Annotated in this window: 16 protein-coding genes; 3 read left to right on the plus strand and 13 right to left on the minus strand. The window is 57.8% G+C overall.

Annotation, left to right across the window (positions count from 1 at the left end; translation table 11 throughout):
- Positions 1 to 70: 70 nt before the first annotated feature.
- Together IB144_RS22385 and lplA are read left to right on the plus strand one after the other, a co-directional pair.
- The gene (locus IB144_RS22385; protein ID WP_002887794.1) at positions 71 to 718 is read left to right on the plus strand and encodes a YtjB family periplasmic protein; all 648 of its coding nucleotides are present in this window, start codon (positions 71 to 73) and stop codon (positions 716 to 718) included.
- Entirely contained in the window at positions 718 to 1,734 is a 1,017-nt protein-coding gene (gene lplA / locus IB144_RS22390) for a lipoate--protein ligase LplA (protein WP_002887791.1), read from the plus strand. The genes IB144_RS22385 and lplA overlap by 1 nt, the downstream gene beginning before the upstream one ends.
- Positions 1,735 to 1,814: 80 nt before the next feature.
- Here lplA and deoD read toward each other — a convergent pair whose 3' ends face one another.
- The 13 genes from deoD to IB144_RS22455 form a co-directional block, all read right to left on the minus strand.
- Positions 1,815 to 2,534 (minus strand): purine-nucleoside phosphorylase, encoded by a 720-nt coding sequence (deoD, locus tag IB144_RS22395; RefSeq protein WP_002887789.1) that lies wholly within the window; start codon positions 2,532 to 2,534, stop codon positions 1,815 to 1,817.
- Positions 2,535 to 2,636: 102 nt separating this feature from the next.
- Positions 2,637 to 3,860 carry a phosphopentomutase gene (deoB, locus tag IB144_RS22400; protein WP_004151380.1) on the minus strand — a complete coding sequence of 408 codons (1,224 nt, stop codon included), beginning with the start codon at positions 3,858 to 3,860 and terminating at the stop codon, positions 2,637 to 2,639.
- A 52-nt stretch (positions 3,861 to 3,912) separates the two neighbouring features.
- Positions 3,913 to 5,235: a thymidine phosphorylase gene (gene deoA / locus IB144_RS22405; RefSeq protein ID WP_065888558.1), complete on the minus strand. Its 1,323-nt coding sequence runs from the start codon at positions 5,233 to 5,235 to the stop codon at positions 3,913 to 3,915.
- 113 nt (positions 5,236 to 5,348) lie between these two features.
- The gene (gene deoC, locus IB144_RS22410; RefSeq protein WP_002887784.1) at positions 5,349 to 6,128 is read right to left on the minus strand and encodes a deoxyribose-phosphate aldolase; all 780 of its coding nucleotides are present in this window, start codon (positions 6,126 to 6,128) and stop codon (positions 5,349 to 5,351) included.
- Positions 6,129 to 6,544: 416 nt separating this feature from the next.
- Positions 6,545 to 7,822, minus strand: a complete 1,278-nt coding sequence (locus IB144_RS22415) for a NupC/NupG family nucleoside CNT transporter (RefSeq protein WP_002887781.1) — start codon at positions 7,820 to 7,822, stop codon at positions 6,545 to 6,547.
- 130 nt (positions 7,823 to 7,952) lie between these two features.
- The gene (locus IB144_RS22420) at positions 7,953 to 8,747 is read right to left on the minus strand and encodes a TatD family hydrolase (RefSeq protein ID WP_064163653.1); all 795 of its coding nucleotides are present in this window, start codon (positions 8,745 to 8,747) and stop codon (positions 7,953 to 7,955) included.
- Positions 8,744 to 9,817 carry a patatin family protein gene (locus IB144_RS22425; protein WP_004146038.1) on the minus strand — a complete coding sequence of 358 codons (1,074 nt, stop codon included), beginning with the start codon at positions 9,815 to 9,817 and terminating at the stop codon, positions 8,744 to 8,746. The genes IB144_RS22420 and IB144_RS22425 overlap by 4 nt, the downstream gene beginning before the upstream one ends.
- 153 nt (positions 9,818 to 9,970) lie before the next feature.
- On the minus strand, positions 9,971 to 10,132 hold the full coding sequence (locus IB144_RS22430) for a DUF1328 family protein (RefSeq protein ID WP_002887716.1): 162 nt from the start codon (positions 10,130 to 10,132) through the stop codon (positions 9,971 to 9,973).
- Between the two features lie 129 nt (positions 10,133 to 10,261).
- The gene (gene osmY / locus IB144_RS22435) at positions 10,262 to 10,882 is read right to left on the minus strand and encodes a molecular chaperone OsmY (RefSeq protein WP_004146042.1); all 621 of its coding nucleotides are present in this window, start codon (positions 10,880 to 10,882) and stop codon (positions 10,262 to 10,264) included.
- A 219-nt stretch (positions 10,883 to 11,101) separates the two neighbouring features.
- A complete protein-coding gene (gene prfC, locus IB144_RS22440) occupies positions 11,102 to 12,691 on the minus strand; it encodes a peptide chain release factor 3 (protein ID WP_002887711.1) in 1,590 nt (529 codons plus the stop codon).
- 90 nt (positions 12,692 to 12,781) lie between these two features.
- A complete protein-coding gene (yjjG, locus tag IB144_RS22445) occupies positions 12,782 to 13,459 on the minus strand; it encodes a pyrimidine 5'-nucleotidase (protein WP_004146044.1) in 678 nt (225 codons plus the stop codon).
- A 14-nt stretch (positions 13,460 to 13,473) separates the two neighbouring features.
- Positions 13,474 to 13,920, minus strand: coding sequence for a ribosomal protein S18-alanine N-acetyltransferase (gene rimI, locus IB144_RS22450; RefSeq protein WP_002887706.1), 447 nt, complete (start codon positions 13,918 to 13,920; stop codon positions 13,474 to 13,476).
- Complete coding sequence (locus IB144_RS22455) at positions 13,889 to 14,302, minus strand: DNA polymerase III subunit psi (protein WP_004146046.1); 414 nt, start codon at positions 14,300 to 14,302, stop codon at positions 13,889 to 13,891. The genes rimI and IB144_RS22455 overlap by 32 nt, the downstream gene beginning before the upstream one ends.
- Before the next feature lie 102 nt (positions 14,303 to 14,404).
- Between IB144_RS22455 and rsmC the strand changes: the two genes are divergently transcribed.
- Positions 14,405 to 15,433 carry a 16S rRNA (guanine(1207)-N(2))-methyltransferase RsmC gene (gene rsmC / locus IB144_RS22460; protein ID WP_004177499.1) on the plus strand — a complete coding sequence of 343 codons (1,029 nt, stop codon included), beginning with the start codon at positions 14,405 to 14,407 and terminating at the stop codon, positions 15,431 to 15,433.
- Positions 15,434 to 15,540 lie beyond the last annotated feature (107 nt).

Raw genomic sequence — 15,540 nt, forward strand, 5'->3', positions numbered from 1 at the left:
ATAACGCATGAGGCTACCTTGTAACCAGCGCTTCTGGCAACATTAAGCTGCAAATTTTCAAAGGTGGAATATGGTTCGCGCAAAACTGAAATTCCGGCTGCATCGTGCGGTCATTGTTCTTATCTGTCTCGCCCTGCTCGTCGCGCTGATGCAGGGCGCTTCGTGGTTCAGTCAGAACAGTCAGAAACAACGCAATCCGCAGCTGGAAGAGCTGGCCCGCACGCTGGCGCAGCAGGTGGTGCTGAATCTCGCGCCGCTGATGCGCAGCGAGACGCCTGACGAGAAGCGCATCAATCAGCTGTTGACCCAGCTAACCCATAACAGCCGCGTCCTGGACGCCGGGGTATATGACGAACAGGGCGACCTGGTGGCGCGCTCTGGCGAAAGCGTCGAGGTTCGCGACCGGCTGGCGCTGGATGGTAAAAAAGCCGGCGGCTACTTCAACCAGCAGATTGTCGAACCGGTGCCAGGAAAAAACGGCCCGCTGGGCTACCTGCGTCTGACCCTCGATACTCATACCCTGGCGACCGAGGCGAAGCAGGTGGATAATACCACCAATATCTTACGCCTGATGCTGTTGCTGTCCCTGGCTATCGGCGTGGTGCTGACCCGCACGCTGCTGCAGGGCAAACGCACCCGCTGGCAGCAATCGCCCTTCCTGCTCACCGCCAACAAGCCGGTTGAGGATGAAGACGATGAAAAGAAAGGAAATCTATAATGTCCACATTGCGCCTCCTGCTCTCTGACTCTTACGACCCGTGGTTCAACCTGGCGGTCGAGGAGTGCATTTTCCGCCAGATGCCCGCCACCCAGCGGGTGCTGTTCCTGTGGCGCAATGCCGATACCGTGGTCATCGGCCGCGCGCAGAACCCGTGGAAGGAGTGTAATACCCGCCGCATGGAGGAAGACCATGTGCGGCTGGCCCGTCGCAGCAGCGGCGGCGGCGCGGTGTTCCACGACCTCGGCAATACCTGCTTTACCTTTATGGCAGGCAAACCGGAGTACGACAAAACCGTCTCCACCGCTATTGTGCTGGCGGCGCTTAATTCACTCGGCGTAACCGCCGAAGCCTCCGGGCGCAACGATCTGGTGGTCAAAACCGACAGCGGCGACCGCAAAGTCTCCGGCTCCGCCTATCGTGAAACCATGGACCGCGGTTTTCATCACGGCACCCTGCTGCTCAACGCCGATTTAAGCCGTCTCGCCAACTACCTCAACCCGGACCAGAAAAAGCTGCAGGCTAAAGGCATTACCTCGGTGCGCGGACGGGTGGCGAACCTGGTTGAGCTGCTGCCGGGCATTACCCATCAGCAAGTTTGCGAGGCGATCCAGGAAGCATTCTTCAGCCATTACGGCGAACGGGTGGACGCCGAGGTGATCTCCCCCGACAACACGCCGGATCTACCAAATTTTGCTGAGACCTTCGCCCGTCAGAGCAGCTGGGAGTGGAACTTCGGCCAGGCGCCGGCCTTCTCTCATCTTCTGGACGAGCGCTTTCGCTGGGGCGGCGTTGAGCTGCATTTTGACGTCGAAAAAGGGCATATCACCCGCGCGCAGGCCTTTACCGATAGCCTGAACCCGGCGCCGCTGGAGGCCCTGGCGGCACGCTTAGTCGGCTGTCAGTATCGGGCAGAAGTATTACAGCAGCAGTGCGAGGCGCTGGTCGGCGATTTCCCGGAGCAGGAAGCGGAACTGAAAGAACTGTCGGCGTGGATTGCCGGCGCAGTGCGCTGATAAAAAAAGCCCGCTGCGCTTAGCGGGCCTGGAAAACCGTAGGCCGGGTCAGACGAAGCCGCCACCCGGCACAACAGCTCTTACTCTTTATCGCCCAGCAGCACGGATTCCAGCGCGATTTTGATCATGTCGTTGAAGGTCGTCTGACGTTCAGCGGCAGTGGTCTGCTCGTGGGTACGGATGTGGTCGGAGACGGTGCAGATGGTCAGCGCTTTCGCGCCGAACTCCGCCGCCACGCCGTAGATACCCGCCGCTTCCATTTCCACGCCCAGAATGCCGTATTTTTCCATCACGTCGAACATGGACGGGTCCGGCGTATAGAACAGGTCTGCGGAGAAGATGTTGCCGACGCGCGCGTCAACGCCCAGTGCTTTCGCCGCGTCTACCGCATTACGCACCATGCCGAAATCGGCAATCGCCGCAAAATCATGGTCTTTGAAACGCAGACGGTTCACTTTAGAGTCGGTGCACGCGCCCATGCCGATCACCACGTCACGCAGTTTGACATCTTCACGCACCGCGCCGCAGGAGCCCACGCGGATGATTTTCTTCACGCCGAAATCGGTGATCAGCTCTTTGGTGTAGATAGAGCAGGACGGGATACCCATCCCGTGGCCCATCACGGAGATTTTGCGGCCTTTATAGGTACCGGTGAAGCCCAGCATGCCGCGCACGTTGTTCACTTCACGCACGTCTTCGAGGAAGGTTTCTGCAATGTGCTTCGCGCGCAGCGGGTCGCCCGGCATCAAAACGACGTCAGCGAAATCGCCCATTTCTGCGTTAATGTGAGGAGTTGCCATCTTCAGTTCCTTTTACATTGTTGTTTTTGCCGGGTGGCGGCTACGCCTTACCCGGCCTACAAACCGTAGGCCCGGATCGCTGTGCGCCACCGGGCAATGACCTCAGAACATGGCTTTGCCATATTCCATGTCAGACGTACCAAAGTATTTCGCAATAGTCTGGCCGATGTCCGCGAAGGTTTCACGGTGACCGAGCGAACCTGGTTTCACTTTCGGGCCGTACACCAGCACCGGGATATGCTCGCGGGTGTGGTCAGTACCAGTCCAGGTCGGGTCGCAGCCGTGGTCGGCGGTGAGGATCAGGATGTCGTCCTCACCAACCAGCTCCATCAGCTCCGGCAGACGGCGGTCGAAGAGCTCCAGACCCGCCGCGTAGCCAGCGACGTCACGACGGTGGCCCCAGGAGGAGTCAAAATCGACGAAGTTAGTGAAGACGATAGTCTCGTCGCCCGCTTCCTTCATCTCTTTGATGGTCGCGTCGAACAGCGCGTCCAGCCCGGTGGCTTTCACTTTCTTAGTGATACCGCAGTTGGCGTAGATATCGGCGATTTTACCTACGGACACCACGTGGCCGTTTTTCTCATCGACCAGCTTCTGCAGCACGGTCGGCGCCGGCGGCTCTACCGCCAGGTCGTGACGGTTACCGGTACGCTGGAAGTTACCGGCTTTGTCGCCCACGAAAGGACGAGCAATCACGCGACCAATGTTATAGCCGCCTTCGGTCAGCTCTTCACGCGCGATTTCGCACAGCTCATACAGCTTGTCGAGGCCAAAGGTCTCTTCGTGACAGGCGATCTGGAACACCGAGTCAGCGGAGGTATAGAAGATCGGTTTCCCGGTTTTCATATGCTCTTCGCCGAGCTGATCGAGGATCACCGTCCCGGAGGAGTGGCAGTTGCCGAGATAGCCCGGCAGGTTGGCGCGTTTCACCAGCTTATCCAGCAGCTCCTGCGGGAAGCTGTTTTCCTGGTCGCTGAAGTAGCCCCAGTCAAACAGCACCGGCACGCCGGCGATTTCCCAGTGGCCGGACGGGGTATCTTTACCGGAAGAAAGTTCATGCGCCCAGGCATAGGCGCCAATCACTTCGGCATTGCCATCCATACCCGCGGCAATTTTACCGGTGGAGCCTTCATGCGCTTTCACCAGACCCAGACGGGTCAGGTTCGGTAAATTCAGCGGGCCTTTGCGGCCGTGGTCAGCCTCGCCTTTGGCGCAGGCTTCTGCAATGTGGCCCAGCGTATCGGCGCCGACGTCGCCAAAGCGGTCTGCGTCTTCCGTTGCGCCAATCCCAAAGGAGTCCAGCACCATGATAAATGCACGTTTCATCTTGTTCTCCATACATCTTGCGCTGCAAAAAAGCGATCAGATCAGTATATCGCTATTCAGTGATACGGCGATAGACTGTCGGTGTAATTTCCGGGGCTTTATCGTCCAGTTTAATGGCCGCTTTGACCGCTTTCGCGGCCTCCTGCCAGCTGTTCTCGTCTTTGGCATGGATCACCGCCAGCGGACGCTGTCCGTCGACGCGGTCACCCAGACGCGCCATCTCGGTAAAGCCAACGCTATAGTCAATGGTGTCCGATGCCTGACGGCGGCCGCCGCCCATAGAAACCACTGCCATGCCCAGCGCGCGAGTATCCATCGCGCTGATAAAACCTTCGGTATCAGCATAGACTGCTTTGCTCAGCATCGCCGTCGGCAGATAATTAGCATAATTCTCGACAAAGTCGCTCGGCCCTTTCTGCGCCGCGACCATGCGGCCAAACACTTCCGCCGCTTTACCGTTATCCAGCACCGCCTGCAGCTTCGCGCGCGCCTCGGCATCGTCCGCCGCCAGCTTGCCGGAGATCAGCATTTCCACACACAGCGCCATTGTCACGTCGAACAGGCGCGGGTTGCGGTATTCGCCGGTCAGGAACTGCACCGCTTCGCGAACTTCAACGGCGTTGCCGGCGCTGGAGGCCAGTACCTGATTCATATCGGTCAGCAGCGCGGTGGTGCGCACGCCGGCGCCGTTGGCGACACCCACGATCGCTTCGGCCAGCGCGGCAGAGAGTTCATAAGTCGGCATAAAGGCGCCGCTGCCGACTTTGACGTCCATCACCAGCGCATCCAGCCCTTCCGCCAGCTTCTTCGCCAGAATCGAGGCGGTAATCAGCGGGATGGAGTCCACCGTCGCGGTAATATCGCGGGTGGCATAGAAACGTTTGTCGGCCGGGGCAAGGGAGCTGGTCTGCCCGATAATTGCCACGCCAATATCTTTTATAATCTCTCGGAAGCGGTTGTCGTCCGGGAAGATATCGAAGCCCGGGATCGCTTCCAGTTTGTCCAGCGTACCGCCGGTATGGCCGAGGCCGCGGCCGGAGATCATCGGTACGTAACCACCGCAGGCGGCCACCATCGGCCCCAGCATCAGCGAAGTGACATCCCCGACGCCGCCGGTAGAGTGTTTATCGACGATCGGACCGTTAAGGTTGAGGCTTTTCCAGTCCAGAACGGTACCGGAATCCCGCATCGCCATGGTCAGCGAAACGCGCTCCGGCATAGACATATCGTGGAAGAAGATGGTCATCGCCAGCGCGGCGATCTGCCCTTCAGAGATAGTATTGTCGCGGATGCCGTTGATGAAAAAGCGGATCTCTTCATCGCTTAATGCCTGACCATCACGTTTTTTACGAATAATTTCTTGTGCGAGAAACACGGTAACCTCCCAAAGAGAATAAATTGCCGGATGACGGCGCGAGCGCCTTATCCGGCCTACAGGCATCAATTCGTAGGCCGGATAAGCGCAGCGCCATCCGGCAAATCAAGGGATTAGTAGCTGCTGGCGCTCTTGCCGTCGCCGTGACCCAGGGCTTTCAACAGGCTAGCCAGCAGGCTGGATGCGCCAAAACGATAGTGACGAGAATCGGCCCAGTCGGCGCCGAACAGTTCATCAGCGATCGCCAGGAACTGCTGCGCGTCTTCCGCGCTGCGCACGCCGCCCGCCGGTTTGAAGCCAACGGTTTTCTCAACGCCCATATCGCGGATCACTTCCATCATGATGCGCGCGCTTTCCGGCGTGGCATTCACCGGCACTTTACCGGTCGAGGTTTTGATGAAATCGGCCCCGGCTTTGATAGAGATTTCAGACGCTTTACGGATCAGCGCTTCTTCTTTCAGCTCACCGGTTTCGATGATCACTTTCAGCAGCACGTTAGCCGCCGCACAGGCTTCCTTACAGGCTTTCACCAGCTCGAAACCGACCTGCTCGTTGCCGGCGATCAGCGCGCGGTACGGGAAGACCACGTCCACTTCATCTGCTCCGTAAGCGATCGCCGCGCGGGTTTCCGCCAGCGCAATGTCGATATCGTCATTCCCGTGCGGGAAGTTGGTGACCGTGGCGATGCGAATATCCGGCGTCCCCTGCTCATTCAGCGTTTTACGGGCGATCGGGATGAAGCGCGGGTAGATGCAGACCGCCGCGGTGTTACCCACCGGCGTTTTCGCCTGATGACACAGGGCAATGACTTTCTCATTGGTGTCGTCGTCATTCAGAGTGGTCAGGTCCATCAGTTTTAACGCGCGCAGGCTGCTTGCTTTTAAATCAGTCATTTCATACTCCGCCGGCGTCATGCCGGATCAATAGTTTGTTCACCTTGCGAGTCTGTTACTATTGTAACATTCGCTCGTCGTTACACTTCGACATTCATCACAGTTAATGAAAACTACTTACTAATTTGCATTACTGTAACGTGATTAAAATCACAAATTACCACTCAATACCGCAGCAATTATCGTTAGTCCCCTCTTAAGCATAATCGATACTATACCGCCGATGAGAATGTGATAATTCTAACACACAATAACAGGTACACTCGATAGCGTGGCGCACATTTTGCCCAACTTACGGGCAATAAAAACGCTACAAATTGAAATATAAACCTTTTTTCAAAAAAGAGAGTGGTGATGGAATTATCACATTTACAGCAACACCAGCGGCACGGTGGCCGCTGGTTCAGGAGACAGGCTTACAGGGCGAGAAAAACCCCGGCGATGGTGGCGCTCATCAGGTTGGACAGCGTCCCCGCCGCTACCGCACGTAGCCCAAGCTGAGCGATATCCTGCCGCCGGTTGGGCGCCATTCCCCCGAGTCCGCCAATCAGAATGGCGATCGATGACAGGTTGGCAAAGCCGCACAGCGCGAAAGAGATAATGGCTTTGGTGTGATCTGAAATGACCTGCAGCCCGGCCGCCGCCACTTCGGCATCCGCCTTTAAATATTCGCCAAAGTTCATGTAGGCCACGAACTCGTTAATGATCAGCTTCTGGCCGATAAACGACCCCGCCACCGTCGCTTCGTGCCACGGCACGCCAATCACCCACGCCAGCGGTGAGAAGATCCAGCCGAGGATCATCTGCAGCGACAGCTCAGGATGGTTAAACCAGCCGCCGACGCCGGAGAGTATGCCGTTCAGCAGGGCGATCAGCGCAATAAACGCCAGCAGCATCGCGCCGACGTTGAGCGCCAGTTGCATACCAGACGCGGCGCCGGAGGCGGCAGCATCCAGCACGTTGGCCGGTTTATCCGCGTCAGCGCTTTGGCTGTCATGAGCCGGGTTATCGTCCGGTTTTTCCGTTTCCGGTACGATAATTTTGGCAAACAGCAGGCCTCCCGGCGCCGCCATAAACGACGCGGCAATAAGGTACTCCAGCGGAACGCCCATCTGCGCATAGCCCGCCAGTACCGAGCCCGCCACCGAGGCCAGGCCGCCGCACATGACCGCAAACAGCTCCGAGCGGGTCATGGTGGCGATATAAGGACGCACCACCAGCGGCGCTTCGGTCTGACCAACGAAGATGTTCGCTGTAGCCGATAGCGATTCAGTACGCGAGGTCTTCAGTACTGCCCGTAGCGCGCCGCCGAGAATACGAATCACCAGCTGCATAATGCCCAGGTAGTAAAGCACAGCAATCAGCGACGAGAAGAAGACGATCACCGGCAGCACCCGCAGAGCGAAGACGAAGCCGCCGCCGCCAAACACCTCGAACATTTTATCGGAGACCAGCCCACCGAAGATAAAGCTGATCCCTTCGTTACCATAGGCGATTACGCTGGCGACGCCATTCGACATCGCTAGCAGCGCCGAGCGCCCGGCCGGTACATATAATATCAATGCGCCGATACCCACCTGGATTATCCAGGCGCCGAGCACGGTGCGCAGGTTAATGGCTTTTCGGTTATTGGAGAGCAGCACAGCAATGGCCAATAGCGCCACCATGCCGATAAGTCCCATGAGGATTTGCATACAGATTCCCTGTGTTTTTGATAGTCCAGTACTAACCGCGTGATTATATCGGCCTGAAACTATCCTGCCCGTCTGGCTTCACACATTTTAAGCAAATCAATGATATGGATGGACAATTATGAGAAATCGATCACCATACAGAGGCCGGGGGAAGGGAAAACAAGGCGAGCGTATTGTGCATGATCCCTTCTTCTATGGCTGCCGGCGACTCCGGACGCAGTTCACACAGCGCCTCAAATACCCGTGCAGCTTGTTCCGGTCGATTGGGCTGTCCCTGAAAGCCATTTAGCGGCATATCCGGCGCATCGGTCTCCAGCAGCAGAGCGGAAAGCGGCAGACGCGCCATCACTTCACGGGTTTTACTGGCGCGGGGATAGGTAATGGTGCCGCCAACGCCGATCTTATAGCCAAGCTGAACGAAGCGCTCGGCCTGCTGCAGGCTGCCGGCAAAGCCATGGATGACTCCGGTACGCGGCAGGGCATGTTTTTTCAGCAGCATCGCCAGCTTATCGTGGGTGCGTCTGGAGTGGAGGATCACCGGCAGATCGTAACGCTTCGCCAGCCTCAGCTGCGCTTCCAGCAGCGCCTGCTGACGATCAAACTGCGGATCGTCGCGATAAAGATCGAGGCCAATCTCTCCCACCGCCACCAGTTTAGGCGGCCGCTGCGCCATCAAGGCTTCCAGCTGCGCCAGTCCCTCATCAGTATGCTCTTCGATGACGATCGGATGCATACCCAGCGCGGCGTACAGCGCTTCGTGCTGAGCTGCCAGCGCCAGCACGTGGCTAAAACGCTCAGCAGAGATGGCTGGAACGATAATTCGCCCGACGCCGGCCTGCGCCGCACGCGCCAGGCTGGCGACCTCATCTGCCGCGAAGGGGGGAAAATCAAAGTGACAGTGGGTATCGATAAAACGGTGCGTCACGCCAGATCCTCATGATCAAAACTGGGGTCATTCGCCTGGGGCGCAGGAATGATGGTCGCCTGGGGCGCTTCATTGGCCACCGGCACCGGCGGCACCACCACCGGCGCGGGCCGGGCAATACGCGGCGCGTGGCGCAGCAGCGGCGGCTGGTCGGCCAGTAGTTTACCCACCGTTGCCAGGAAATAACGGCCGCACTGGCGCCCGGTTTTGTAGTCCTCCAGCAGCGCCGGTAGTCGGCTGCCAAGCGCCATGCTGCGCAGCGGCCGCTGCGGATAGATTTCGAAGATCCGCAACTTACCCGGCGGTTTCTCGATGAACTGCTGGATGGCGCGGTAGGTAGTTTCGTGATGATGCACCAAATTGACCAGCGGTTGCAGACTACTCTCTCCCAGCCAGCGCTCCATCCGCTTGAACCACTGCGGGGTATAAAACATCTGCGAAGGGACGGTACGGATCACCACGATGGTCTGGGCGCCGCGGCGGGCCGCCTCCTGCACCGGGATCGCATCGCTGACGCCGCCGTCCAGGTAGCTAACGCCGTCGAGCAACACGCCGCTGCGATAAAAGCCGGGGATGGCGCTGGAGGCGCGGATCAGATCCAGCCACGTTTGCGGCGTCGGCGAAAAATAGCTGGCGGAGTAATCGTCACCGCGGCAAGCGCATAGCCACAGCTCTTTCCCCAACGCGAACTGCGCTTCGGCATAGTTCATGGCAAGCGGCATTTGCTGCGAAGTGGCCTCAACCAGCCAGTCGAGATCGATAAGGTTGCCGCCGCGCACAAAGCGCATCGGATCGAAAAACTGGCGTGAAGTGGTGTAGCGGGTGATAACTTTGCGGGCATAGCCTTGCTGATTACACATGTAGGCGGAGAGGTTTTGCGCGCCGGCGGAAGTACCCAGCATCAGGTCAAAGGGGTTAAATCCGGCGCGCATAAATTCGTCCAGCACCCCGGCAGTAAAAATCCCTCGCTGTCCTCCGCCTTCGCATACCAGCGCCAGCTTGCCTGGTCGGAAGGGTTTAACCGCCAGCGGGGCGATATTGCCCAGCGTGACGGGAATGCGTTGCCCCACCCTGCTTTCCTGTTCGATTGATCTTCTCCTGACAAGGTAACGCAATTTGCCCCCCGCTTAAACCGCGAAAGCCAGTCCTCAGGACTGGCTTTGTGTAAGATGACGTGTCAGTAAAAATGCTTAGGCTTCAGTATCGCCCGCATCGCGGGCCGCCTAAGGACGTCTGCGTCCTGTAAACAGGCTCACCAGGAACAGGATAATCCCGACGACAAAGACGATTTTCGCAGCGCCAGCGGCCGTACCCGCCAGACCACCAAAGCCCAGAGCCGCAGCAATTAATGCAATGACCAGAAAAATAATTCCCCATCGAAACATACTTTTCTCCTTACCATAATGGACGGTGAACAGCGGTTTGCGCACCCTTTCTGTATAGCTCATCGCTCAGTGGATGCTGCTATTCGTTCGGCAACCTTGGCCAGACAACACTTTTGTTAATAACTCGGTTTACTTAACGCTAAGATCGTTGCGCACGCTTTTCACACCGGAGACCGCTTTCGCAATCTCTGCGGCACGCTCCGCCTGCGCCGCGGAAGCCACCGTACCGGTCAGATGTACCGCGCCGGCGTTGGTTTCGACTTTCACATTGCGCGAAGGGACAATGTCATCCGCCAGCAGCTTGGCTTTCACTTCGCTGGTAATGGCGGTATCCCCGGCATAGCCTTTCAGCGTCGCCGTCTCGCTCGATGATTTATGATGGACCGTCAGCTTGTCGTTAACGTGTGAGACGCCTTTGACCTCTTTCGCTACGCTCAGTGCCTGACTTTTCTGTTCAGCACTGGTGACGTCGCCGCTGAGGGTGACCACTTTATTCTCCGTTTTCACCGAAATATCGCCGGAGTTAATATCTTTATGGTCGATCAGCGCCGCTTTTACCCGTGCGGTAATGGTACTGTCATCCATAAAATCGCCGACTTTGTTAATCGAATTATCTACCGCCTCTCCCGCATTGCTGGCAGCCGACTTCGCACTGTCTACCGTTGTTTTTTCCGTCTCTGCCGAGGCGTTCAACGCGGCTAAGCCTAAGAAGAGCGCCAGCAACATATTGGCATTCTTTAGTCTGGTCATCGTTATGTCCTCGTTTTTTCACCAGCGCTGGCGTCTTATCGCAGTGAATTACGCCAGCATTTTTAAAAACACGAATTAAATATAGTAGACAGACGAAGGGGTTGCGGAGGATATGGATAAAAAACAGACGAATTAGCGGTGTTTTAAGAACTTTCCAGAAGGAAGGGAACGGGGGCGTAACCAGAAAAAAGCGCGGCCTGCGCCGCGCTTCGTCAGGGATTAGTGCTCGCGCGTTTTGCGGAACACCACGTCAGGGTAACGCTCCTGCGTCAGGTTCAGGTTGACCATTGTCGGGGCGATGTAGGTCAGGTTATCGCCGCCATCCAGCGCCAGCTGAACTTCATTTTTCCGCTTGAACTCTTCGAACTTCTTCACGTCAGTAGATTCAACCCAGCGCGCGGTGGCCACGTTGACCGATTCGTAAATCGCTTCCACGTTGTATTCGCTTTTCAGACGCGCTACCACCACGTCAAACTGCAGCACGCCGACGGCGCCAACAATCAGATCGTTATTAGCGATCGGGCGGAAGACCTGGACCGCGCCCTCTTCAGAGAGCTGAACCAGCCCTTTCAGCAGCTGTTTCTGCTTCAGCGGATCCTTCAGGCGAATACGACGGAACAGTTCCGGCGCGAAGTTCGGAATACCGGTGAACTTCATCATCTCGCCCTGGGTAAAGGTATCGCCAATCTGAATGGTGCCGTGGTTATGCAGGCCGATGATATCGCCTGGGTACGCTTCTTCAACGTGCGAGCGATCGCCCGCCATAAAGGTCAGCGCGTCGGAAATCACTACGTCCTTGCCGATACGCACCTGACGCAGCTTCATGCCTTTTTCATATTTGCCGGACACCACCCGCATGAAAGCCACGCGGTCGCGGTGTTTCGGATCCATGTTGGCCTGAATTTTAAACACGAAGCCGGTGAATTTCTCTTCCGTGGCGGTGACTTCACGCGTGTCGGTGTTGCGCGGCATCGGCGCCGGGGCCCACTCCACCAGGCCATCCAGCATATGGTCAACGCCGAAGTTACCTAACGCGGTTCCGAAGAAGACCGGGGTGATTTCCCCGGCCAGGAACAGATCTTTGTCGAACTCATTCGACGCCCCCTGCACCAGCTCCAGCTCGTCACGCAGCTGCTGCGCCAGGTCTTCCCCCACCGCCGCGTCGAGATCCGGGTTGTTGAGCCCCTTCACGATACGCACTTCCTGGATGGTGTGGCCTTTACCGGTCTGATACAGGTAGGTTTCGTCTTTGTAGAGATGATAAACGCCTTTGAACAGCTTGCCGCAGCCGATAGGCCAGGTAATCGGCGCGCAGCCGATTTTCAGCTCGTTCTCGACTTCATCCAGCAGCTCCATCGGATCGCGGATATCACGGTCGAGTTTGTTCATAAAGGTGAGGATCGGCGTATCGCGCAGACGGGTGACTTCCATCAGCTTACGGGTCCGATCTTCGACGCCTTTTGCCGCGTCAATCACCATCAGGCAGCAGTCCACCGCCGTCAGGGTACGGTAGGTATCTTCGGAGAAGTCTTCGTGCCCCGGGGTATCCAGCAGGTTCACCAGGCAGTCATGATACGGGAACTGCATTACCGAGGTGGTGATCGAGATACCACGCTGCTTTTCCATCTCCATCCAGTCGGATTTCGCGTGCTGGCTGGAACCACGACCTTTTACTGTACCGGCGGTCTGAATCGCCTGTCCGAACAGCAGCACCTTTTCGGTGATGGTGGTCTTACCGGCATCCGGGTGAGAAATAATGGCAAAAGTGCGGCGTTTGGCCACCTCTTGCAGATAAGGAGACAACGTCATAATTAATCTTCTAAGTAAACGCGGCCATGGGCCACGCATGTGGAATACGAAAAATTGCGGCTATTTTACCCATCAACGGGGGGGAGGCAATCAGTGTTTACACAGGAGCTGCTCCAGTTCGCTTAACGAGGTCACCGTCCAGTCCGGCTCGAGGTCCGCCGGCAGCTCGCGCTGATGCGCATTGAGCCAGCAGGTCGCCAGTCCGGCGTTCACGCCGCCGCGAATATCCGACTCGGCGGTATCGCCGACCATCAGCACCCGCGAGCGCGGTGGGTTACCCGCCTGCGCCAGCGCATAATCGAAAATACGCGCGTCCGGCTTGGCGACACCCACCTGTTCAGAAATAATCAGCAAATCAAAGTGATCGCGTAAACCTGTCCGCTCCAGACGAGTCTGCTGCAGCGAGGTAAAGCCGTTGGTGATGATGCCCATTCTGACCTTGCCCTGCAGCGCGTTGAGCAGCGAGACCGCGCCCGGCAACGGGGCACAGATTTCCGCCATCGCATTCATAAACGCGTCGTTGAGTTCCCCGGGCGGCACATTCAAACGTTCCGCCCAGCTGTCAAAACGCTGGTGCTGCAGCTGCAGCGAGGTGATGGCGCCGTTTTGGTAATCCACCCATAGCGGCTTGTTCACGGCCTGATAGTCCTGAAAATCTTCGGCGGTAAAGGTCACGCTGTAGTCGAGAAACATCCGCTGCAAGCCGCTGAAAGAATCAAACGTAAACAGCGTTTCATCGGCATCAAAGAAAATCCAGTCCCATTTCATCGTATCACCTTGTGTTACATACTGATTGGCAGAGCCATAATAATGGCGTCTTCGCGTCCGTCAGCCGTAGGATAGTAGTTGCGGCGGATGGTTGCCTCATTGAAACCTACGCTCTCATACAGCGCGATGGCGGCAACGTTGGATGCTCGCACCTCCAGCCACAGCGTGACGACGCCGAGTTTTTCGACTTCATCAATGACATGCTCCAGCAGCGCTCGCCCCAGGCCGCGGCGCTGGTACGCGGGATCGACGGCGATATTGAACAGCGTCGCCTCATCCAGTACCACTTGCGTAATGGCGAAAGCCGCCATTTCGCCATCTACCGACAGCTGATAGTTGCGATAGCGCTCCCCCTGGTTACTGGCCAGAGTCTGTTCGCTCCACGGGAAAGCGTGGGCGCGTTTTTCGATGTGCCAGGCTTTGGTTAAATCAGCCGTGCTGAGGGTAGAAATCGTGTTCATGTGCGCAGATTTGTTGCCAGAGCGCCCTGCGAGCCGGCGCGCTGGTCTGGAGTTCATCAAAAGCGGGGGTGGACACCTGGGCGCCCGCCAGCGGCAGCGACGCCTCTGTGCCCAACCGCCAGCTGTTGCAGCGGCTGTCCTGCGGCAGCATCGCCACCCGCTCCGGAGTCAGCTGCAGGACCTGATCTGGCGTCACGGCCAGCGCGCGTAATATGTCGCCAATCAGCGGCTCTGTCAGCGACGGCGGGGTTTCCGCCACCATCACCAGACGAATATGTTCAGGAAGCGAGATAGCGATTTCGCCCTGCAACGCCCCCGGTCGGCGCAGCGACCACTGGGTAATGCCCAGCTGCTGTAATTGCCAGTCTCGTCGGGATGTCATAGCGAAACACTCCTGTTAAACAAGCGCGCAATATAGCAAATCCGTCGTATCTGCGCCAACAAACTACTATAATCGGCGCCAGTCTTAATGAAGGAGTGTTTCATGTCCGCTTTTACCCCGGCAAGTGAAGTCTTGCTGCGCCACAGTGATGATTTCGAGTCCGCCCGCGTTCTGTTTGCCGGTGACCTGCAGGATGACCTGCCTGCGCGTCTGGATACCGCGGCCAGCCGCGCCCACACCCAACAGTTCCACCACTGGCAGGTCCTCAACCGCCAGATGGGTGACACCGTCCGTTTTAGCTTAGTGGCTGAGGCCGCTGACGTCGCCGAATGCGACACCCTGATCTACTACTGGCCAAAGAACAAACCAGAGGCGCAGTTCCAGCTGATGAACCTGCTCTCTCTGCTGCCGGTGGGAAGCGACATTTTCGTCGTCGGTGAAAACCGCAGCGGCGTCCGCAGCGCGGAGCAGATGCTGGCTGAATACGCGCCATTAAACAAAGTGGATAGCGCCCGCCGCTGTGGCCTCTATCATGGCCGTCTGGAAAAGCAGCCGACCTTCGACGCCGACGCATTCTGGGGCGAATACACACTGGATAATCTGACGATTAAAACCCTGCCGGGCGTCTTCAGCCGCGACGGTCTGGACGTCGGCAGCCAGCTGCTGCTCTCCACCCTCGAGCCGCATACCAAAGGGAAAGTGCTCGACGTCGGCTGCGGCGCGGGCGTGCTGGCCGCCGCGCTGGCCAGCCATTCGCCGAAAGTGCGCCTCACCCTGTGCGACGTCAGCGCCCCGGCGGTTGAAGCCAGCCGCGCGACGCTTGCCGCCAACGGCCTGGCTGGCGATGTGTTTGCCAGCAACGTCTTCTCCGAGGTCAATGGTCGCTTCGACATGATCATCTCCAACCCGCCATTCCATGACGGCCTGCAGACCAGTCTCGAAGCCGCCCAGGCGCTGATCCGCGGCGCGGTTCGCCATCTGAACAGCGGCGGCGAGCTGCGCATTGTCGCCAACGCCTTCCTGCCGTATCCGCAGGTGCTGGATGAGACGTTCGGCTTCCATGAGGTGATCGCCCAGACCGGGCGCTTTAAGGTCTATCGCACCATCATGACCCGTCAGGCGAAAAAATAATCGTCTTTTCACGCCGGCGGCCCGCTCCTGGTACCGCTGGCGCTTCCCGCGGGCAAATCCGCCCATTTTTGCAGCAATCGATACAACCTGCATAATTAACTATTGAC

Origin of the sequence: Klebsiella sp. K4 (genome assembly GCF_014596785.2) — a bacterium.
Lineage (GTDB): Bacteria > Pseudomonadota > Gammaproteobacteria > Enterobacterales > Enterobacteriaceae > Klebsiella > Klebsiella pneumoniae.